Annotated in this window: 12 protein-coding genes and 1 pseudogene; 7 read left to right on the forward strand and 6 right to left on the reverse strand. The window is 69.5% G+C overall.

What is annotated here, in order from left to right:
• Positions 1–4: 4 nt before the first annotated feature.
• Positions 5–274 (reverse strand): annotated as a pseudogene (locus EV292_RS02545) (STAS domain-containing protein); the annotation flags it as partial.
• Positions 275–600: 326 nt separating this feature from the next.
• Between EV292_RS02545 and EV292_RS02550 the strand changes: the two are divergent.
• The 4 genes from EV292_RS02550 to EV292_RS02565 all read left to right on the forward strand — a co-directional run bounded on the left by EV292_RS02550 (position 601) and on the right by EV292_RS02565 (position 9,103).
• Positions 601–1,656: a DUF2332 family protein gene (locus EV292_RS02550; RefSeq protein ID WP_243693565.1), complete on the forward strand. Its 1,056-nt coding sequence runs from the start codon at positions 601–603 to the stop codon at positions 1,654–1,656.
• Between the two features lie 261 nt (positions 1,657–1,917).
• The gene (locus EV292_RS02555) at positions 1,918–4,383 is read left to right on the forward strand and encodes a TonB-dependent receptor (protein WP_132907601.1); all 2,466 of its coding nucleotides are present in this window, start codon (positions 1,918–1,920) and stop codon (positions 4,381–4,383) included.
• Between the two features lie 299 nt (positions 4,384–4,682).
• The gene (locus tag EV292_RS02560; RefSeq protein ID WP_243693566.1) at positions 4,683–7,163 is read left to right on the forward strand and encodes a TonB-dependent receptor; all 2,481 of its coding nucleotides are present in this window, start codon (positions 4,683–4,685) and stop codon (positions 7,161–7,163) included.
• A 116-nt stretch (positions 7,164–7,279) separates the two neighbouring features.
• Positions 7,280–9,103, forward strand: coding sequence for a methyl-accepting chemotaxis protein (locus EV292_RS02565; RefSeq protein ID WP_132907602.1), 1,824 nt, complete (start codon positions 7,280–7,282; stop codon positions 9,101–9,103).
• Between the two features lie 814 nt (positions 9,104–9,917).
• Here EV292_RS02565 and EV292_RS02570 read toward each other — a convergent pair.
• Together EV292_RS02570 and EV292_RS02575 are read right to left on the reverse strand one after the other, a co-directional pair.
• The gene (locus EV292_RS02570; protein ID WP_132907603.1) at positions 9,918–11,351 is read right to left on the reverse strand and encodes a globin-coupled sensor protein; all 1,434 of its coding nucleotides are present in this window, start codon (positions 11,349–11,351) and stop codon (positions 9,918–9,920) included.
• 150 nt (positions 11,352–11,501) lie between these two features.
• Positions 11,502–12,950 (reverse strand): methyl-accepting chemotaxis protein, encoded by a 1,449-nt coding sequence (locus tag EV292_RS02575; protein WP_132907604.1) that lies wholly within the window; start codon positions 12,948–12,950, stop codon positions 11,502–11,504.
• A 482-nt stretch (positions 12,951–13,432) separates the two neighbouring features.
• Here EV292_RS02575 and EV292_RS02580 point away from each other — a divergent pair, with 482 nt between their 5' ends.
• Both EV292_RS02580 and EV292_RS23315 read left to right on the forward strand, forming a co-directional pair.
• Positions 13,433–13,636 carry a DUF5818 domain-containing protein gene (locus EV292_RS02580; RefSeq protein ID WP_132907605.1) on the forward strand — a complete coding sequence of 68 codons (204 nt, stop codon included), beginning with the start codon at positions 13,433–13,435 and terminating at the stop codon, positions 13,634–13,636.
• 101 nt (positions 13,637–13,737) lie between these two features.
• Complete coding sequence (locus tag EV292_RS23315; protein ID WP_132907606.1) at positions 13,738–14,850, forward strand: ABC transporter ATP-binding protein; 1,113 nt, start codon at positions 13,738–13,740, stop codon at positions 14,848–14,850.
• Here EV292_RS23315 and EV292_RS02590 read toward each other — a convergent pair.
• Genes EV292_RS02590 through EV292_RS02600 form a run of 3 tightly spaced genes read right to left on the reverse strand, consistent with a single transcriptional unit; the run spans position 14,824 to position 17,770 of the window.
• On the reverse strand, positions 14,824–15,675 hold the full coding sequence (locus EV292_RS02590; RefSeq protein WP_243693567.1) for a carbohydrate ABC transporter permease: 852 nt from the start codon (positions 15,673–15,675) through the stop codon (positions 14,824–14,826). The two genes, EV292_RS23315 and EV292_RS02590, sit on opposite strands and share 27 nt — an antisense overlap.
• Positions 15,672–16,553: a sugar ABC transporter permease gene (locus tag EV292_RS02595; RefSeq protein WP_132907607.1), complete on the reverse strand. Its 882-nt coding sequence runs from the start codon at positions 16,551–16,553 to the stop codon at positions 15,672–15,674. Before EV292_RS02595 ends, EV292_RS02590 begins: the two co-directional genes overlap by 4 nt.
• Positions 16,550–17,770 (reverse strand): extracellular solute-binding protein, encoded by a 1,221-nt coding sequence (locus tag EV292_RS02600; protein WP_132907608.1) that lies wholly within the window; start codon positions 17,768–17,770, stop codon positions 16,550–16,552. Before EV292_RS02600 ends, EV292_RS02595 begins: the two co-directional genes overlap by 4 nt.
• A 199-nt stretch (positions 17,771–17,969) precedes the next feature.
• Here EV292_RS02600 and EV292_RS02605 point away from each other — a divergent pair, with 199 nt between their 5' ends.
• A complete protein-coding gene (locus EV292_RS02605; RefSeq protein WP_243693568.1) occupies positions 17,970–20,942 on the forward strand; it encodes a TonB-dependent receptor in 2,973 nt (990 codons plus the stop codon).
• The last annotated feature ends 79 nt before the right edge of the window (positions 20,943–21,021 follow it).

Consider the following 21,021-nt stretch of genomic DNA (forward strand, 5'->3'; position numbering starts at 1 on the left):
GCGCTCAGGCGGCGTCGCTGAGGTCGAGTGCGGCGAGCGCGGCGGTGTCGGCGAGCGGGCCGCGCGCCGCGACGAGCGTGAAGGACAGACCCTCCGCGATCGCCGCACCGCGCGCCGCCACCAGTACCTGGAGGCACGCCTGGCCGACCTGATCGACCGCGGACGCGTCGATCACGATCGCCTGCGCCTGCTCCACCAGCTTCTTCAACGCGAGTCGCAGCGGCGGCGCCGCGCTGGTGTCGAGACGGGAAGGAAGCACGTACGGCATCGCAGATCCTGATCGTTCGGTCGGACGAAGCGACGACGATCACGCGATCCGCTCGCGTCTCCCCGCCACATCTCGTCCACCCCCTCATATAGGCGCTGCGCACACCGGAGTCCGTTCCGGCGCAGCTCGCCGCGCAGCGTTTCTCTTGGACAGACCCGTCCTAAAATGGCGTTAATCACGGACCGTTCGAGAAAGATTGCGTCGGCCCCGATGAGATGGCAACGCGGTCGCAGGAGAGGGGCTCGACCTCACCGGTTAATCGGATGGAAAGCACTTTACATCACTGCGCTCGGCGGTGCGTATCGCCGACGCTCGAGCGGATAGACTTACGAGTGACTGATCAACATCTTGCGTCCGACGCCGGCGTCGCGGACCTGCTGTGGCAGGCGGATCAGGCGCGCGCGCTCGGGTCGCCGCTGGTCGGCGCGGTGCTCGCGGCGAGCGCGCGGCAGCTGCATCGCGCACCCCACACCGCCGCGCTGCTCGCGCGCTGGCCGGGCGATCGCGCCGCCGCGGCGGTGGCGATGCGCTTCAACGCGGCGCTGCACGCGCTGGCGCGGCGCGACACGCCGCCGCGTCTGGGCGCGCTGTACCGCGGCGAGCATGACGACGTCGACGGCGCGATCGGCGAGGCGCTCGCGCAGCACGACGCCGAGATCGCCGAATGGGTGCGGCAGACCCCGCAGACCAACGAGGTGGGGCGCGCCGCCGCCATCGTCGCCGCGCTGATGGTGGCGCGGACGCGCTTCGATCTGCCCGTCGAACTCCATGAGATCGGATCGAGCGCTGGGCTCAACCTCAACCTGGATCGCTACGGCTACCGGCTGGGCGCGCTGACGGCGGGCGTGGCGGACTCCCCGGTCCAGGTCGCGCCGGACTGGGAAGGCGCGCCGCCGCCGGCGGCCCCGATCGCGCTGGCGGCGGCGTGCGGGGTCGATCTCGCGCCGCTCGACGTCGCCGACCCCGCGACGCGCGACCGTCTGATGGCCTTCGTCTTCGCCGACCAGCCCGCGCGGGCGCTGCGGCTCGAGCGCGCGATCGACCTCGCGCTGCGCCATCCGCCGCGGGTCGCGCGCGGCGACGCGCTCGACTGGGTGGAAGCGCATCTGCGCGCGCCCGCGCCGGCGGGGCGTTGCCGCGCGGTGGTGCATTCGATGGTGGCGCAATATCTCGGTGCTGCCGGGCGCGCGCGTCTCGACGCGCTCGTCGCCGCGGCGGGGGCGCGCGCGACGGTTGAGCGCCCGCTGGTGCGGATCGGCTTCGAATGGACCGAGGATCGCGCGGAGGTGCAGCTGCGGCTGACCTGTTACCCGGGGGGCGACACGCGCGTGCTGGCGACCTGTCACCCCTATGGCACCTGGATCCGCTGGCGCGACGATACCGCGTGATCACCGGCTCGCAATAGGCGCTCGCGACGCAAGTGGAAGGCGTGCGGAGCTGAATATTTAAATCGTAGCAATTGATGATGTTGCCATCATCACCGTGACAATTGCGCAACAATGCGCCGCGAAAGCCAGTGAAGCGCGCCCGCGGCGTGACATCCTCCGACTAGAATTACGCCATGAGGGCGTGAGGATCTTGTTCGTTCGCGCCCGAAGTTTCGGAGGATTTGCGTGAACGTCTTCAGGATTTTACTTACAAGCTCCGCTTTGTCCGCGACCGTTCTGCTCGCCGCGGCGGCGACGGCCGATCCCGCCGGCACGCCGACGGGCGGCGCGGAATCGGTCAGCACCGGCGTCGCGGTGAAGCGCGACCCGCTGGACAGCGCTACCTCGACCAGCGTGCTCCACGTGACCGAGATCGAGCGCTTCGGCGCGCGCTCGATCGACGATCTGCTCCGCATCGTGCCGGGGCTCCGCGCCGACGCGTCGAGCGGCGAAGGCAATGGCACGTTGACCGTGCGCGGCCTGCCCGCTGCCTCCAGCGGCGCCAAGTTCATCCAGGTGCAGGAAGACGGTCTGCCCGTCCTCGAGTTCAGCGACATCTTCGGCGTCGGGGGTGCTGATCTGGTGCGCACCGACCTCACGCTTTCCCAGGTGGAGGTGATCCGCGGCGGGTCGGCGTCCACCTTCGCGTCGAACTCACCGGGCGGCGTGATCAACTTCATCTCGAAGACGGGCGAGGTGCAGGGTGGTGCGGTCGCGCTCAGCAGCGGGCTCGACTATCACTCGACGCGCGCCGATGTCACCTATGGCGGGCCGATCGGCGCGGGGCTGCGGTTCCAGGCGGGCGGCTTCTTCCGCCAGGGGCAGGGGCCGCGGCGCACCGCCTATGACGCGCAGAAGGGCGGCCAAGTCCGCTTCAACCTGACGCGCGAGCTGAGCGGCGGCTATGTGCGGCTGTACGGCAAATATCTGAACGACCGCACGCCCTTCTACGATGTCGTGCCGTTCTTCTATGGCGGCACCGACGCGCGACCCCGGCTCGGCCAGATCAGGGGGTTCGACGTGCTCCACGACGCGCTGGCGTCGCGCTACCTGCGCGACGTGCGGCTGCTGGACCGGCGCAACGCGATCATCGCGGCCGATCTCGCCGACGGCCAGCATCTTCGCCAGCGCACGATCGGGGTCGAGGCGCAGTTCGACGTGGCGGGTTGGACCGTGCAGGAGCGGCTGCGCTATTCCGGCCTGTCGGGCTCGCTCACCGTGCCGTTCGACAGCGCGTACAGCGAGGTCAACGACGGCGTCGACCAGATCACCGGCATCTTCGCCGGCTCGCTCGGGGGCAGGGGCGTCTATGCGGCCGGGCCGCGCGCCGGCCAGACGGTGCTGTCGAGCCGAAGCCAGCCCGTCAACGGCAACGGTCTGAGCGCGGCGGTCGTCATGCTCCACCTGCCGATCCACAGCTATGACGATGTCACCAACGAGCTGCGCGTCAGCCGGGTGTTCGGGCTCGGCGGCGGCGAGCTGACGGTGACCGGCGGCGTCTATGCCGCGCGTCAGACGATCGACCGCGACACGTTCTGGGTGACGATCATCACCGATCTCAACGGGCACGGCCGGACCGTCCCGCTGGACGTGGTCGCGGCGAACGGGACGCCGGTGACCGAAGGGGGCGTGCTCTCGTACACCAACGGCTTCGATCCGGGGCTGCGCCGCTCGGTCCAGATCGACAATGCCGTCAACGCGCCGTTCGCGTCGCTCAACTATCATCTCGGCAGGGTGTCGGTCGGCGGCAGCCTCCGCTACGACGACGGCAGCGCGCGCGGCCGGACCTGGGGGGTCGACGGCGCGGGCTGGGTGCCGCAGGCGACGGTGGACGTCGACCGCGACGGCTCCCTCTCCTCGCCCGAGACGCGGGTGGGGACGACCGACCTGCAGGCCTCGCGACCGGTCGACTATCATTATCATTACCTGTCCTATTCGACCGGGGTGACCTATCGCGTCGCCGAACCGCTCGCGCTGTTCGCGCGCTACAGCCGCGGGGCGCGCACCCCCGCCGACCGCCTGCTGTTCCACCGCGAGCTGGCAGCGGACGGCGGCCTTCGCGACCGCAGGGCCGCGGTCAACGCGGTGCGCCAGGCGGAGGCCGGCGCGAAATACCGGGCCGAGTCGGTGTCGCTCAACGTCACCGGCTTCTGGGCGGCGACGTCCGACGACAATTACGATCCGATCCGCGACCGCCCGATCCGCCGCGACTATTCGGCCAAGGGGATCGAGTTCGAGGGGCTGGTGCGTCTCGGCATCGCCGCGCTGCGCGGCGGCGCTACCTATACCGACGCGACGATCAAGCGGGACTATCTCCAGCCCGGCTTCGACGGCCATGCGCCGCGTGCGCAGCCCCGGCTGATCTTCCAGGCCGCGCCCGAGATCGACCTGACCCACGTCGCCTTCGGCGCGACCTTCGTCGGCGCCACCAAGAGCTTCGCGCAGGACGAGAACAAGCTGGTGATCCCGGCGGCGGTGACCACCAACGCGTTCGTCGAGTTCCGTCCGACCGAGCATCTGCGGATGATCGTGAACGCGAACAACCTCTTCGACACGGTCGCGCTGAGCGGGCTCGATACACCGTCCGAGCCGGGGAAGGACAGCCAGGGCGTGGAAGGTACGCCGCTGATCGGCGCGCGCCCGCTCACGGGGCGGACGATCTCGGCGACGCTGCGCCTGGATTTCTGAGGACTTTGTCCCGCCGGTGCGGCGGGGCGGCCGCGGTCGATCGGCCGCGGCAGGTCCCGCCGCTACGACGCGTCGACCCGACACGATCCGCAGTATCCATTATCAAACCAATTGGTTGGATTATGGTAAATCAGTGTTTCACCAGCATTGGTGAGCGATAACGGGCAAAGCGGGTAAGGCAATTTACCGCTTCGTGGTTGCTTCGATTATCCGGCGTTCCGGTTTGCTCATGCTGTGAACGGCAAATCACTGTCGTTCCTGCTCATTGATCGGAGGCCCGAGTGACTATCATCAGGAATATGCTTGCCACGACGGCCCTGTCCGCGGCCATGCTGCTCGCCGGTGCGGCGGCGGCAGATCCTGGTGACGACCGGACCAGCGCCGCGGAATCGGTCAGCACCGGCGTCGCGGTGAAGCGCGACCCGCTCGACAGCGCCACCTCGACCAGCGTGCTGCACGAGGCCGAGATCGAGCGCCTGGGTGCGCGCTCGGTCGGCGATCTGCTGCGCAACGTGCCCGGCCTGCGCTCGGAATCCGCCTCGGGCGAGGGCAACAACAATCTCACGGTGCGCGGGCTGCCGATCTCCGCCAGCGGGGCGAAGTTCATCCAGCTCCAGGAAGACGGCCTGCCCGTGATGGAATATTCGGACATCATCGGCACGAGCGGCGACAGCCTGATCCGCACCGATCTGATGCTGTCGCAGGTCGAGGTGATCCGCGGCGGCTCGGCCTCCACCTTCGCGTCCAACTCACCCGGCGGCGTCATCAACTTCCGCACCAAGACGGGCGAGCAGGACGGTGGTGCCGTCGCGCTCGGCGCCGGTCTCGATTATAATTCGTACCGCGCCGACTTCACCTATGGCGGGCATCTGTCCGACACGCTGCGCTTCCAGGCGGGCGGCTTCTACCGTCAGGGCGACGGTCCGCGCCGGATCGGTTATGACGCGCAGAAGGGCGGGCAGGCACGCCTCAACGTGACCAAGGAGTTCTCCGGCGGCTACGTCCGGCTGTACGGCAAATATCTCGACGATCGTACGCCCTATTACGACGCGGTGCCGTTCCTCCTGCACGGGAGCGAGCGGCGCCCGCGGTTCGAGGGGGTCAAGGGGTTCGATGCCCTGCATGACTCGCTCGGATCGAGCAGCCTGCGCGATTTCCGCGTGCTGGATCGCACCAACCGGCCGATCGTCGCGGATCTGGGCGAGGGTCAGCGCATCGTCGAGCATTCGGTCGGGGTCGAGGCGCAGTTCGACATCGCCGGGTGGACCGTCACCGAACGGCTTCGCTACGCCGGCATCTCGGGCGAGCTGACCGCGCCGTTCAACACCGTCTACGGCTATCTCGACCGCGGGAAGAAGGATCTGGGCGGCGAGGGGGCGGTGCTGACCTTCGTCGGCGGCGCGCGCGCCGGGCAGGCGATATCCTTCGACGCCCCGTCGCCACTGAACGGCAACGGGCTGATCCGTGCCATGGCGTCGCTGCACATGCCCATCCACGATTATGACGACGTCACCAATGAGCTCCGCGTCACCCGCGTCTTCGACACCGGACCGGGCGAGCTGACCACGACCGCTGGCTTCTACGCCGCGCGCCAGACGATCGATCGCGACACGCTCTGGGCGACGCAGCTCGCCGACGTGCGCGGTCACGGCGAGTCGGCGCTGATCAACATCACCACGGCAACCGGTTATCCGCTCACCGACGATGGCACGATCGTGTACGGCAATTACGCACGGCTGGGCGGGTTGCGTCGCTCGGTGCAGACCGACAATGCCATCAACGCGCCGTTCGGCTCGCTCAACTATCACCTCGGCCGCTTCTCGGTCGGCGGCAGCCTCCGCTACGATTACGGCAGCGTGCGCGGGCGGAGCTGGCGGAGCGGTGGGCCGCAGCTGCCGGCGGGCTTCGGGCCGTTCGACGTCAACCAGGACGGCAAGATCAGCTTCCCGGAGACGCTCGCCGAGCAGACCAACGTCGCTCACCCCTCGCCCGTGGGGTATCATTACCATTATCTCTCTTACTCGACCGGCCTGACCTACCGCCTGTTCGAGCCGCTGGCCTTCTTCGCCCGCTACAGCAAGGGCGCGCGCACCGGAGCCGACCGGCTGCTGTTCACCGCGGCGATCGACGATCGGACCGGCGGCCTGACGAGCCCGAGCGTGGGCATCAACACGGTCCGCCAGGCCGAGGGCGGGTTCAAGTTCCGCCAGGGCGACGTGACGCTGAACCTCACCGGCTTCTGGGCGAAGACCTTCGACTCCAACTATGATCCGATCCGCGCGCGACCGCTCCAGCGCGACTATCGTGCCTCCGGCCTGGAGTTCGAGGGCAATCTGCGCTTCGGGGTGCTGGGGTTGAGCGGCGGCGCCACCTACACCGACGCCAAGATCGTCCACGATTACATCGTCGACGTGGTGTCGGGCTCGCCTGACGTCGCCGGGCATCGACCGCGTCACCAGCCGCGCTGGATCTTCCAGGCTACCCCCGAGATCGTGACGGATCGCGTCGCGATCGGCGCGACCTTCCTCGGCGCCACCCGGAGCTTCGCGCAGGATGAGAATGCGCTGACGATCCCCGGCTACGTCACCACCAATGGTTTCGTGCAGCTACGCGCGACCGAAAAATTACGGCTGACGATCAATGCTAACAATTTGTTCAACAACTTGGCGTTGATGGGGGTCGACAATGCGGTGCTGCCGAACGGTGTGGCCCTGCCGTTCGTCCGCGGCCGTCCGCTGACCGGGCGGACGGTCTCGGCGACACTGCGACTGGATTTCTGACGGCGGAACGGCGCCGCACCGCTGCTGCGGTGCGGCGCGGCGATATGATAGCGTGAGGAGCTCTTTGTGATCCACCACCGCCGACAGGCCGAAGGAAGCGAATGATGATCGCCGGAATGAGCATCCCCCGCAAATTGGGCCTGTCGTTCCTGCTCATCAGCGGGTCGGTCGCGGTCATGCTAACCGTGTTCTTCGTCAACGTCTGGATGATCCGCGACGCCACCGAGCGCAACAATCACAGCCAGGCGATCTATGCCAAGGCGCTGACGCTCGAGACGTCGCTGCTGCGCGAGAACAGCCAACTGCGCGGCTATCTCGTCACCGGCGACAAGAGTTACCTCAAATCCTATGATGAATCGCGCACCGAATATCGCACCGCGGCCGACGAGTTGGGCGCGCTGCTCGAGGACGCGGAGGAGCGTCGGCTGTTCCAGACTGCGCGCGCCGAGGCGGTGAAGTGGCGGCGCGCCTGGAGCGACCCGCTGGTCGCGATGGTGAGCGCGGGGCGGCGCGCCGAGGCCGAGCAGATGGTGCGCGAGGCGGGCAAGAAGGTGCTGACCAGCGCCGCGATCCTGCCGCTGCGCGCGGTGCGCGACACCGAGACCGAGGCGATGAAGCGCAACGCCGAGCGGCAGGAGCGCGCGCTGGCCAGCGCGGTGACCGCGCTGGTGATCGGCAGCATCGTACTGATAGCGGTGCTGATGGTGCTGCAGCGCCTGCTCAGCCGCAGCATCGCGCGGCCGATCACCGCGCTGACGCGGCGGATGGCCGACCTGGCGCGCGGCAACCTCGACGTCGCGGTGACGGCGGATCGGGGCGACGAGCTGGGTGACATGGCGCGCGCGGTGATCGTCTTCCGCGACGCCGCCCAGGCGAAGCTGACCGCCGACAAGGAACGCGAGCTGGCGATGGCGGCGATCGGCGAGAGCCTGCGGCGGCTCGCCGACGCCGATCTGACGGTGCGGCTCACCGACGTACCGCGCTCGTTCGAGCAGCTCGCGCTCGACTTCAACGACGCGGTGGGCAAGCTCTCCGACCTGACGCGCAACGTCCGCGGCAGCGTGCATCTGATCAAGCGCAACGCCGACGAGATCAGCCATTCGGCGCGCGCGCTGTCCGACCGCAGCGAGCAGCAGGCCGCGAGCCTGCGCGAGACCGCGGCCGCGATGGACGAGATCACCGCGACGGTGCGCACCGGCGCGAGCAATGCCGCCAGCGCGAACAGCGCGATGGCCGACGCGCGGCTCGAGGCCGAGCAGGGCGGGGCGGTGGTGCAGAAATCGGTGCGCGCGATGAACGGCATCGATCAGGCGAGCCGCGAGATCGCCGACATCATCAGCGTGATCGACGGCATCGCCTTCCAGACCAACCTGCTGGCGCTCAACGCCGGGGTCGAGGCGGCGCGTGCGGGCGACGCGGGCCGGGGCTTCGCGGTGGTGGCGAGTGAGGTGCGCGCGCTGGCGCAGCGCTCGGCCGAGGCGGCGTCGGACGTCAAGACGCGGATCCTGTCCGCGATCGAGCACGTCCAGTCGGGGGTCGAACTGGTCGACGCCACGGGCAAGGCGCTCGACCGGATCATCGAGCGCGTGGTCAGCGTGAGCACGATCATGGAGACGATCGCGCGCACCGCGGACGATCAGGCGCAGAGCCTCGGCCACGTCAATATCGCGATCGGCGAGATGGACTCGGTGACGCAGCAGAATGCGGCGATGGTCGAGGAATCGACCGCGGCGGCGCAGATGCTCGCGCATGAGGCGGAGCAACTGGCCGGCGCGGTGGCGATCTTCACCGTCGAACAGGCTGCGGCGCCGGTGCCGGCCGCGCGTGCGCCGACGCGTAGCGCGAGCCCGGCCCCGCGCGCCCGGCCAGCGCGCGGACCGATCCGGCTGGTCGGCAAGAGCGCGGTGGTGACGAAAGAGGATGACTGGTCCTCGTTCTAAAGAGCCGGTGGCGCGTGCGGCGCACGCGAAGACCGCCCGCGCCGCCGCACCGCCGTGGAGAGGCTCACGGCAACGGCAATGCCCCGCAGGTTGAGCAGCTCTCCGGCGCTGCTGCGCTCGCCGCCCGTCGGGTGGGCGGCGCGCTCATGGGACAGGCAACGGCTTCACGCACGATCGGCGCGGGCTCGGCGGCAGCGCGGCGATCGGGCCGGGCGCGCCGCCGCGCCGCGGCGCCATGGCGAGCGAGCCGAGCCGGGGGCGTGGCTTGCGCGCGTGTCGCGCCTCACCCGCTAAGGACGCTGCTGGCAGCCGGAAGGATCAAACGCATGCGAGCCGTCGGCGTGCGCCTGCGTGGGACGCCAGAGGCGCGGGCTTCGGCGCTGGCAGCGGCGGAGCATGGTTCGGCATCGACGCGCCTGGCTTCAGACGCGTGGGAAGTTGGGCCGGTACCGCCTCGTGCGGTAATCGGTCGCGCTCTGTCGCGCCGCGCGCAGGTCGTGATCGGACAACGGAGGCTGTCACCCCGGCGGGTAGTCGGCGCGTCTAAAGTCGCTCGGATAGTATAGCGCGCGGTCGCGCCCTCTTCTCCCCAGCCCAGCGCGAACGATGGCCGCATCGGCGCGACACGCTGATGCTGCGCCGGCGACTGTTTCCGCGCGCGAGGCACCAGCGGGCTCCTGCGCTTGGGGGTGCCAGCGCCCACCATCCGCGCGATCGCGCGACATTGGCGCACCGGGTCAGCGGCGATCCGTCGCCATCAAGGCCGTTTAAGCCGGCCGATCACTTCTGCCCGACCGTCAGCACGGGCTTCCGCTCACGCCGCGTCGCGCAGCGGTGCGGGCAGGGCAGCCGGCGCGGCCTGCGCCAGCCGGAAGGCGCCGACACGCTGCGTCAGCGCTTCCGCCTCTTCGGCGAGGCTGCGCGCCGCGGCGGTGGCCTGCTCGACCATCGCCGCATTCTGCTGGGTCACCCCGTCCATCTCGGCGACCGCGGTGTTCACCTGCTGCAAGCCCGTCGCCTGATGCTCGGCCGAATCCGCGATCGTCGTCACCAGCGTGCTGATCTCGCCGATGCGCGCGATGATGCGCTCGAGCGCCTTGCCCGTCTCGCTGACCAGCCCGACCCCGGCATCGACCTGGTCGGTCGAGGCGGTGATCTTGCTCTTCACGTCGCGCGCCGCGTCGGCGGAGCGCTGCGCGAGCGCGCGCACCTCGCTCGCCACCACCGCGAAGCCACGGCCCGCGTCGCCCGCACGCGCCGCCTCGACCCCGGCATTGAGCGCCAGCAGGTTGGTCTGAAAGGCGATCCCGTCGATCACGCTGATGATCTCGCTGATCTCGCCCGACGAGCGCTCGATCCCGCCCATCGCCTCGACCGCGCGGCGGACCACGTCGCCGGACTGCTCCGCCTCGGCGCGGGTCTCGCCCACCACCGCGCGCGCACGCGCCGCACCCTGTGCGGTCTCGCGCACGGTGGCGGTGATCTCCTCCATCGCCGCGGCGGTTTCTTCCAGGCTCGCCGCCTGCTGTTCGGTGCGGCGCGACAGGTCGTCCGACGCCGTGTTGATCTCGCCCGAACCGGTCGAGATGCGACCGGCCGCACCGGTGACCTCCGCCAGCGTCGCGCAGACGCGCCGCCGCATCTCCTCGAAATTGGCCGCCAGCGCCTGATAATCGGTCGGCAGCGGCTCGAGCGGGGTGGCGAAGTCTCCGCGCGCGAGCCGATCGAGCGCGCGGCCGAGCCGGTCGGTGACGTCGCGCCGCGCGGCCTGCTCGGCGTCGAAATAGGCGGCCAGCGCCATGTCCATGTCGAGCAACGCGGTGCGGACGAGCAGCGCGGCGGCGGCATGTCGGCGCGCGAACGGGCGGAACAATGAGACGCGGAGCACGCGCGGGATCAGATGATCGAGCACGCGCGCGTAGCTGCTGATGTACCAGGTCGGCGACAGGCCGATCCGCGCGTGAACCTGGCCGATCTGGGTGGAGCGCGCTGCCGAGCGGTCGTCGGGCTCGCCCGAGAAGAGCGCCTGCCAATGCTGGAGCTGCTTCGCGCGCGCGTGATCCATCATCGCGGGGGAGTCGAACATCGCCGCGGCGGCAGGCTCGGCGCGGATCCGTTGGTAGAGCTGGTCGAGCGCGGTGGGGCCGTGCCGGTCGATCGCGCGCCGCAGCGTCGGGAAGAGGCGGTAATGCGCGCTGGAGAAGCCGAAACGCGTGAGCTTATCGGCGATCGAGACGGCGACGGACATGGGCCAACTATCCCCTGATAAATTGGCTTTCCCCCTACGGACGAAAGGTAAATAAAGGCCTAGGCCGAATTGTTAAGAACCGTGAAGAGCTGGCGCAAGCGAGGGTGCCGACCCCGCTCGGGTGAGGGCCGGCACGATCGTTCCGCGTGCTCAGAACTCCGACCAATCCTCCTGCGACACCGCCAGCGCGGTGCCGCTGGTCGAGGTCACCGCGCGGCGGGCGGGCGGGCGCGCCGCGGTGCGCGCGATCTCGCGCCCGAGGTCGGCGGCGCGCGACTGAAGTTCGTGGACGGGTGAGGCGGACTTCTTCGCGGGCGCGGCGCTGGCGTTCAGCGTGAAGCGCGACACCTGCGCGGCCAGTTCGGTGGCCTCGTCGGCGAGGCTGCGCGCCGCCGCGGTGGCTTCCTCGACCATCGCCGCATTCTGCTGGGTCACCCCGTCCATCTCGGACACGGCGGTGTTGATCTGCTGCAGGCCCGTCGCCTGATGCTTGGCGGAATCGGCCATGTTGGCGACCAGCGTGCTGATCTCGCCGATGCGCGCGATGATTCGCTCGAGCGCCTTGCCCGTCTCGCTCACCAGCCCGACCCCCGCGTCGACCTGGTCGGTCGAGGCGTTGATCTTGGTCTTGACGTCGCGCGCGGCGTCGGCGGAGCGCTGGGCGAGTGCGCGCACCTCGCTCGCCACCACCGCGAAGCCGCGGCCGGCATCGCCCGCGCGCGCCGCCTCCACGCCCGCGTTGAGCGCGAGCAGGTTGGTCTGAAAGGCGATCCCGTCGATGACGCTGATGATCTCGCTGATCTCGTTCGAGGAGCGCTCGATGCCGCTCATCGCCTCGACCGCGCGGCGCACCACCTGGCCGGAATGTTCGGCCTCGTCGCGCGCACCCGACACCACGCGATGCGCGCGGTCGGCGCCCTCGGCGGTCTCCTTCACCGTCGCGGTGATCTGCTCCATCGCGGCGGCGGTCTCTTCGAGGCTGGCGGCCTGCTGCTCGGTGCGCTGCGACAGTTCGTCGGAGGCGCTGCGGATGTCGTTGGCACCATTGTCGATGTTCATGGTCGCCGCGGTCACCGCACCGAGCACCGAGGACATCGCGTCCATCGCCCGATTATAGTCGAGCCGCAGCCGGTCATAATCGGAGTCGAACCGCGTCTCGATGCGATAGCTCAGGTCGTTGGCCGCGAGCCGTTCCAGCCCGGTGCCGAGCGAATTCACCACCACCTGCTGCGCCGCCGCCGAGCGCTCGAGCGCGACCCCGTTGCGGCGGAACACGTCCATCGCCTTGGTCATGCGACCGACGCAGTCGGAATGGTCAGTATAGCGGATCGGCGTGGCGAAGTCGCCCTGCGCGAGCTGCTCCATCCGCTCGACGGTATGGACATAGGGGTCGCAGATGAGCTTGCGCGCGACCAAAGTGACGAGGACGATCGCGCCCAGCGCGGCGAGGGCGACGCCGTCGAGCATCACCCCGTTCGCCGCGCCGGAGGTCGCGAGCAGCGTCGTTGCGGCGAGCACGCTTCCCAGCATCGAATAGCCGACCAGCAGCGCCACGAACTTCGTTCGGATCGGCGCCTGCGTCTTGAACCAACGCAACATCCCCTGCTTCCTTCCCCAACGCGGCAACAGCGCCGTGGCGCAGTCAGCCCGGCGTCTGGGGATCTGTATGCGTCATGCGCTAAACTTAGGTAAAAGCCGACGCGGGTCACGGAGAAGTAGAAGTGACTGGCTCAAAATGGTGTGGCAAAGTGTAAAAGTGGGAGAAATCCTAGACTTCGCTTGTGATGGCGGATATCGTGCGCATTGATTGCGATCAAGCTGTTGTCAAAATGCAAAGAACAGACGCCTTGGATCTTCGATCCGGGTTAGTAAATACTGGATTAACCAAGCGACATGTGCAGCAACCATGGCGATTCGCGTCGCGGTAGGCGCACGCCGCACGGCTCGGGGTCACGCGGGGCGGCATGCCTCTTCTCGCATCGAGACGTCCGGTCATGTCGCGAGCTCTGCCCTGTGCGTCGGTACCGCCCGCCCGGCCACCGTCGCTTGTATGCCCGCCGCGATCGGCGCATGGGCGCGGGATGGCCCCGCCCGGATCACCGTTCGACGAGACCGGCACCTTGGTGCGCGAGGGCGGCGCGTTCGTCCTCCAGCGTGACCGCGGCGGTACCGTCCTGCTCGAGCTCCAGCGCGTGCCTGTCGATGTCGTCGCCAAGCGCGTCCGCGTCCGCGGGGTGGTGATCGGCGAGGATCGCGTCAGCGTCGACGGCGTCGCGGCCGCGTGAGCGCAGCACCGTGACGGCCCGGCACTGCCGCGGGTCGCGACGGTGGATCATGGCGCGACGGCGGCTTGTCACGCGGCGTCGAAGCGACGACACTCGGGTCCGTGGCCAGCGTCGACATCCAGGGGTTAGCGAAGCGCTTCGGCGCCAGCGAGGTGCTCCGACCCACCGATCTCCGGATCGCCGACGGCGAGTTCGTGGTGATCGTCGGCCCCTCGGGCTGCGGCAAGTCGACGCTGCTGCGCCTCATCGCCGGGCTGGAGGAGCCGAGCGCGGGCCGCGTGCTGATCGACGGCCGCGACGTCACCGACGCCGCCCCCGCCGACCGCGAGCTGGCGATGGTGTTCCAGTCCTACGCGCTCTACCCGCATCTGACCGTCTATGAGAATATCGCCTTCCCGCTGAAGGTCGCGCGGGTGGAGACGTCGGAGGTGCGCCGCCGCGTCGAGGAGGTGGCCGAGGCGCTCGACCTGCTGCCGCTGCTCGCGCGCCGGCCCAAGGCGCTGTCGGGCGGGCAGCGCCAGCGCGTCTCGATCGCGCGCGCGATCGTGCGCCGTCCCAAGGTGCTGCTGCTCGACGAGCCGCTGTCCAACCTCGACACCGCCTTGCGGGTGAAGATGCGGCACGAGTTCGCGCGGCTGCACCAGCAGCTCGGCAGCACGATGATCTATGTCACCCACGACCAGCTCGAGGCGATGACGCTCGCCAACCGCATCGTCGTGATGAGCGCGGGTCGGGTCGAGCAGGTCGCCCCGCCGCTCGAACTCTACGCCGCCCCCGCGACGCTGGAGGTGGCCGCCGCGATCGGCTCGCCGGGGATGAACCTGCTCGCGGTGACGATCGCCGCGGCCGACCAGGACGGCGCGACGGTGCAGTTGGCGGACGGCGCCGAGCTGCGTGTCGCGGTCGCGGTGCCCCCTGCCGCGGTCGGCACGGCGGCGACGCTCGGCGTGCGCCCCGAGAACCTGCATCCGGCGGACGACGGCGCCTTCGCCGGCGCGGTCGAATTGTTCGAGCGGCTCGGCCCGCTCTCCTTCGCGCATCTCGGCACGGTCGGCGATCACCCCTCGGTGGTGGCGCAACTCCCCGGCGATCGCGCGGTGACGCTGGGCGAGCGGCTGCGCTTCGCGGTCGCGCCCGAGGCGGCGCATCTGTTCGACCGCGACGGCCGCGCCTATCCGAGCCCCGCCTCAGCCCTTGACGCTGCCGCCGAGTAGACCGCTGATATAATAGCGCTGGAGCGGCACGAAGAGGATCAGCACCGGCAGCGTCGTCACCACCGCCGCCGCCATCATCAGCTCGCCGTCGGCGGCATGTTCGCGCGAGATCGCCGCGACCGCGACCGGCAAAGTGTAGAGATGCTGGTCCGCCAGCACGATCAGCGGCCAGAGGAAGTCGTTCCAGCTGCCCAGGAACATGAACAGCGCGAGCGTCACGGTGATCGGGGCGAGCAGCGGCAGCACGATCTGAACGAAGATGCGGCGCTCGCTGGCGCCGTCGAGCCGCGCCGCGTCGAGCATCTCGTCGGGGATCGACAACGCCGCCTGCCGCACGAACAGGATCGCGAAGATACCCGCGAGCGACGGCAGGATCACCCCGGCATAGCTGTTCACCAGCCCGAGCTCCTTGAAGATCAGGAACAGCGGCAGCATCGCCACTTGGCCGGGCACGACCAGCGCGCCGACGAGCAACTGGAGCAGCCGCTCGCGCCCACGGAAGCGCAATTTGGCGAAGGCATAGCCTGCCGGCACGGTCAGCAGCAGCCCCAGCAAGGTCGACAGCGCCGCCACGGCGAGGCTGTTCCACAGCGCCGGCACGATGCGATAGTCGAACCACGCGCCGTCGATCAGCCGGCGCGCGAGCAGCTCGTGGTAATTCTCCCAAGAGAAGCGCGACGGCCACAGCCGCGGCGGGAAGCGGCTCGACTCGCCGCGCGGCATGAACGAGACGAGCACCATCCACACCAGCGGCGCGGCGGTGAGCAGCGTCGCCGCCGCCACCGCGGCGTTGGTCACGATCGCGCGCCAGCGGCGACGGGTCACAGCCACTCGTAGCGCCGCCCGATCCGCGCCTGCACCACGGTGAGCGCGAGGATCATCAGGAAGAGGATGAACGCCACCGCCGACGCCTGGCCGAGGTTCCACCATTTGAACCCCTCGTCGAACATGAAGTACAGCACCGTCGTCGTGCTCTGCGCCGGCCCGCCGAGCGTCATGACATAGGGCTCGGCGAAGATCTGGAGGAAGCCGGCGACGCTCATCACCGCGGCGAGCAGCAAGGTCGGCCCGATCGCGGGCAGGGTGACGTGGCGGAAGCGGGTCCAGCGCGAGGCGCCGTCGAGCCGCGCCGCCTCCATCAGGTCGTGCGGCACCGCTGACAGCGCCGCGGTGAAGACGATCATGTTGTAGCCGAAGATCTTCCACGTGACGAACAGCAGGATGGCGGGGATCGAGGCGTGCGGGTCGCCGAGCCAGTCGACCGCCGGCACGCCGATCCAACCGAGCGCCCGGTTGAGCAGCCCGAAGCGCGTGTTGAGCAGGAAGCGCCACACCACCGCGGTCGCCACCACGCTGGTGACATAAGGCGCGAACAGCAGCACGCGCCACAGCGGCTTCCAGCGCACGCTGGCGTCGTGGAGCAGCAGCGCCGCCGCCAGCGAGGTGCCGATCGCCATCGGCACGCCGAGCAGGGCGAACAGCGCGGTGTTGCCGAGCGCGCGCCAGAACAAGGGCGTGGTCAGCAGGTCGGTGAAGTTGCCGAGCCCGACGAAGCGCAAGGCGTGCCAGTCGGCCAGCGCGTAGATCGAGTAATCGGTGACGCTCAGCGCCAGCGCGAGCACGGTCGGCAGCGCGAAGACGAACAGGATGATCGCGAGCACCGGCAGCACGAAGCTCCAGGCGGTGCGCTCCTGTCGCGTCATGTCAGCTGCCCCGCCTCGACCAGCGCGCGGCGCTTGGCGAGCAGCCGGTCGACGCGCCCGTCCATCGCGACGAGCGCGGCGTCGATGCTGAGCTGGCCGCGGACCACGCGCTCGGCGATCAGCTGGACCTCGATGCGGATCCGCTCCCACTCGACGATCATCGGCTCCCGCGTCGGATGGCGCATCTGCTCGGCGAAGGCGGCGAGCGCGGGCTGGCGCAGCTGCGGCGTGTCCCAGGCGGCGGCGCGCGCGGGCAGGGTGCCGATCAGTCGCTGATAGGTCAGCTCGCTCGCGGGCGAGGTGAGGTGGCGCACCAGCGCCCAGGCGGCCTCGGGGCGGCGGGAGCGCGCCGACACGCACAGGCTCGCCGCGATCCCCGACACGCGACCGGGGCCGCCGGGGCCGGGCATGCGCGCGGTGCTCCACAGCGCAACCGGGATCTCGGCGGCGCGGCGGTGCAGGTCGAGCGTCAGCGTCGGGCCGTTGGGATAGACCGCGAAATAGCCCTGCGCGAAGGCGGCGACCGGGTCCTGCATCTCGGTCGACAGCGCCGGCGGGGCGAGCCGCTCGCGGAACAGCGAGACGTAGAAGGCGAGTGCGTCGCGGAAGCGCGGATCGCGGAAGTTGCCGCGCGTGTCGCGTTCGCGCAGCGGCCGCGCGCCGGTCTGGCCGGCGAAGGTGAAGAGCGTGTCCCACCAGTTGAGCAGCATCAAGAAGGCATAGTCGTCGGGGGCGCGCGCCTTGAGCCGCTGCCCCATGCGGCGCCACGAGTCCCAGTCCTCGGGCGGCGCCGCATAGCCGGCGCGCTCGAGCAGGTCGCGGCGGTAATATTGCACCTGCGGCGCGACCGACCAGGGCACCGCATGGGGCCGCCCGTCCGGTCCGGTGGCCGCGCTCACGCCGGGGAACAAGCCGGTGAGCAGCGCGCTATCGGTCACCGGCGCGATCGCCCCGACCATCGCGAACTCGCCGACCCAGCCGTCCGGCAGCATGAACACGTCGGGCAGCGAGTCGCCGGCGTGCGCGGTGAGCAGCTTCTCGTGCGCGGCGGTCCAGGGCAACGTCTGCACGTCGACCGCGATCCCGGTCGCGCGCGTGAAGCCGGGCATGAGCATCGGCGAGTAATCGCCCTCGTAGCTCATCGCCCAGAGGCTCAGCGCCTCGGTGCGCCGCCGCGACGAGCAGGCAGGGAGCGCGGTGGCGATCAGGCCCGCCACGACCGAGCGCCGCGGCCAACCCGCGGCACGCGCGAGATCCCCCCCGTATGTCACGCTACATCAACGTCTTGCCTCGAGAACAGTTGCCGAACGTTCGTAACATTCCGCAACTTTTCAGCACAATCGGCGTTGTCGCACCAAACAGAAAGCCGGTGGAGCCAACCGGCGCGATCGAGGGGGAAAGAGGATGTCGTCTCCGATGACGTCGCGCGCGATGATGCTCGCGGGCGTGTTCGCCACCGTCGGCGCGATGCCCGCGCGCGGCCAGGCGCAGACCGCGCCGCCGCCCGAGGCCGCGCCCGTCACGCCCACCGGCCCCGACACCGCTGCCGCCGGATCGAGCGAGGACGTCATCGTCACCGGCTCGCGGATCGCCCGGCCGGACTATGAGGCGCCCAACCCGATCGTCTCGCTTGACAGCGATCGCATCCAGCAATCCGGCAACACCAACGTCACCAGCTTCCTCCAGCGCGTGCCCGCGCTGAGCCGCTCGCTCGACAATGCCGACAGCGCGGGGCCGAACCGCCCCGACAACCAGCTCTTCGGCGCGGCGGGGCTCAACCTGCTCGATCTGCGCGGGCTCGGCGCGGCGCGAACGTTGGTGCTGGTCAACGGCCGCCGCCACGTCGCCGGCCAGATCGACACCGCCGCGGTCGATATCAACGCGATCCCGACCGACCTGATCGAGCGGGTCGACGTGCTCACCGGCGGCGCCTCGGCGGTGTACGGCGCCGACGGCGTGTCGGGCGTGGTCAATTTCATCCTCAAGCGCGACTTCGACGGCGTCGCGGGCCGCACCCAGTTCGGCATCTCCGAGCAGGGTGATGCGGGCAACCGCTTCGCCTCGCTGATCGCGGGCAAGAATTTCGCGGGTGGGCACGGCAACGTCACCGCTTATTACGAGTATAACGCCGACGACCCGCTCCAGAACGACGACCGTTCCTTCCTGCGGCGCCAGAACCGGCTCTACACCGTGTCGAACCCCGCTTATGCCGGGCCGGGCTCGGGGACTTACCAGCAGGTGTTGGCGGGCGACCTGCGCTACCCCGGCGGCTCGCCCGCGGGCGTGATCGACATCGGCGGCACGCTCTACAACGGCGACGGCTCGCTCTATGACCCCGGTACCGACGCGGGGGGCGGCTTCGCCAGCGGCGGCAGCGCCACCCCGGTCGCGGGCTATGTCGGCGACCTGCTGCCCAAGACCGAGCGCCACGCGGTCAACCTGCTGACCCACTATGATGTCTCGGACGCGTTCCAGCTCAGCCTGGAGGGCAAGTTCGTCCAGTCGACCGCCACCACCTTCGGTGGCTTCACCGGCAATTACACCGGCGACTTCACGCTCGATAATCCCTATCTGCCGACCAACCTGCGCGACGCCGCGCTGGCCAACGCGCAGCGCGTGATCTCGTCCAACCGCAACAACACCGATTTCCCGCGCACCGGCGAGAGCGACCGCCGCCGCACGTGGCGCGGTGTGATCGCGGCCACCGGCGCGGTGAGCGACCATGCGCGCTACGACGTCTCCTACACCTACGGCCAGACCGACGTGCGGATCACCAAGCTCAACGATCGCTGGGAGGACCGCTATTACGCCGCGCTCGACGTGGTGACCGATCCCTCCACCGGTCGCCCGACGTGCCGCTCCAACCTCGACCCCGCCGCGGTGCAGGTGCCGACGGTCAGCTTCACGCCGGGGCCGAACAGCGGCTGTCTCCCGATCAACACCTTCGGGGTCAACGTCACCGATCCGGCGGCGCTGGCCTGGGCCACCAACAACAATGTCAGCAGCGCGCGCGTCACCCAGTCGGTCGCGAGCGCGGCGCTGACGGGCGACTTCGGCGCGCTGTTCGCGCTGCCGGGCGGGCCGGTGAAGTTCGCGCTCGGGGGCGAATATCGTCGCGAGACTAGCCGGTTCGAGCCCAACAGCTTCCTCACCGGGGAGCAATGGTACCAATATGACGAGGGCAACAAGTTCGATCCCACCTTCGTGATCGCGCCGTCGCGCGGCGCCTTCCATGTCTGGGAGGTGTTCGGCGAGGTCGACGTGCCGCTGCTGCGCGACCGGCCGTTCTTCGAGACGCTGTCGGTCGGGGCGGCGGGCCGCTATTCCGACTATTCGACGATCGGCAGCACCAAGGCCTATCAGTTCAACGGCGTCTGGGCGCCGGTGCGCGACATCAGCTTCCGCGGCAGCTACAGCCAGGCGGTGCGCGCGCCCAATATCGGCGAGCTGTTCGCGCCGGTTGGGCCGACCACCAACTTCTTCTCCGACCCGTGCTATGTCGAGAACCGCAACGCCGGCACCTCGACCCGCGCCGCCAATTGCGTGGCGCTGGTGAGCGGGCTGGGCGCCGACCCGGCGAGCTTCACCGCCGCCAACAACCCCGACGCGGCGGTGCTGATCAACGGCTCGCGCAGCGGCAACCCGGGGCTGAAGGAGGAGACCGCGCGCACCTGGACCGCGGGCACGGTGCTGCGCCCGCGCTTCCTTCCCGGGCTGACCGTCTCGGCCGACTGGTACGACATCCGCCTGCGCGACGCGATCAGCGTCGCCGACGCCAACACGATCGCGAATCTGTGCGTCGACCAGCCGACGACCGACAACGTCTATTGCGCCGCGATCCGGCGGCGCCAGGGGACGGGCTATATCAACGGCTATACGGTGCAGCCGCAGAACGTCGCGCAGTTCGCGACCGCGGGGCTCGACGTCAACGTCAGCTACACGCTGCGCACCGCGTCCGCGGGCGTGTTCGATATCCGCCTCGTCGGTGGCTATCTCCACAAGCTCCAGCAGATCGCCACGCCGGGCGCGCAGGTGGAGGATCAGGTGGATCAGCCCAATCGGCCCAAGTTCAACTTCATCTTCTCGCCGACCTGGACGATCAGCGCGGTGACTCTGAGCTACAATCTGCGCTGGTTCGACGCGACCCGCCGCTTCGCCAAGCTGACCACCGACACCAACCCCGATTACGCACCGGCCTCGCTGCTCCGCTACAAGGAGCTGTGGCAGCATGACGTCCAGGTGCAATTGGCGGTCGAGGACGGCGTCGGCTTCTACGTCGGCGTCAACAATCTCGCGAACCAGCGGCCGTCAGTGGATTCGGTCGATCAGCCGATCTCGCCGCTCGGCCGCTATGTCTATGCCGGTGCCAGGGTGCGGTTCGGCGCCTGACCGGGGCGCGTCGTGACCCGCGATGGCGGCGCGCGCCACGGACCGCTTGTCTGACCGACAGCCCGATGCTCCGCTCCGA

The organism is Sphingomonas sp. BK235 (assembly GCF_004345855.1).
Classification (GTDB): Bacteria; Pseudomonadota; Alphaproteobacteria; order Sphingomonadales; family Sphingomonadaceae; genus Sphingomonas.

What these genes read in the sequence shown, in the direction of transcription:
- EV292_RS02605 (WP_243693568.1), top strand. Translation starts at nt 17,970, where the DNA reads ATGACGTCGCGCGCGATGATGCTCGCGGGCGTGTTCGCCACCGTCGGC.
- EV292_RS02580 (WP_132907605.1), top strand. Translation starts at nt 13,433, where the DNA reads ATGGCCCCGCCCGGATCACCGTTCGACGAGACCGGCACCTTGGTGCGC.
- EV292_RS02595 (WP_132907607.1), bottom strand. Translation starts at nt 16,553, where the DNA reads ATGACGCGACAGGAGCGCACCGCCTGGAGCTTCGTGCTGCCGGTGCTC.
- EV292_RS02560 (WP_243693566.1), top strand. Translation starts at nt 4,683, where the DNA reads ATGCTTGCCACGACGGCCCTGTCCGCGGCCATGCTGCTCGCCGGTGCG.
- EV292_RS02570 (WP_132907603.1), bottom strand. Translation starts at nt 11,351, where the DNA reads ATGTCCGTCGCCGTCTCGATCGCCGATAAGCTCACGCGTTTCGGCTTC.
- EV292_RS02575 (WP_132907604.1), bottom strand. Translation starts at nt 12,950, where the DNA reads ATGTTGCGTTGGTTCAAGACGCAGGCGCCGATCCGAACGAAGTTCGTG.
- EV292_RS02565 (WP_132907602.1), top strand. Translation starts at nt 7,280, where the DNA reads ATGAGCATCCCCCGCAAATTGGGCCTGTCGTTCCTGCTCATCAGCGGG.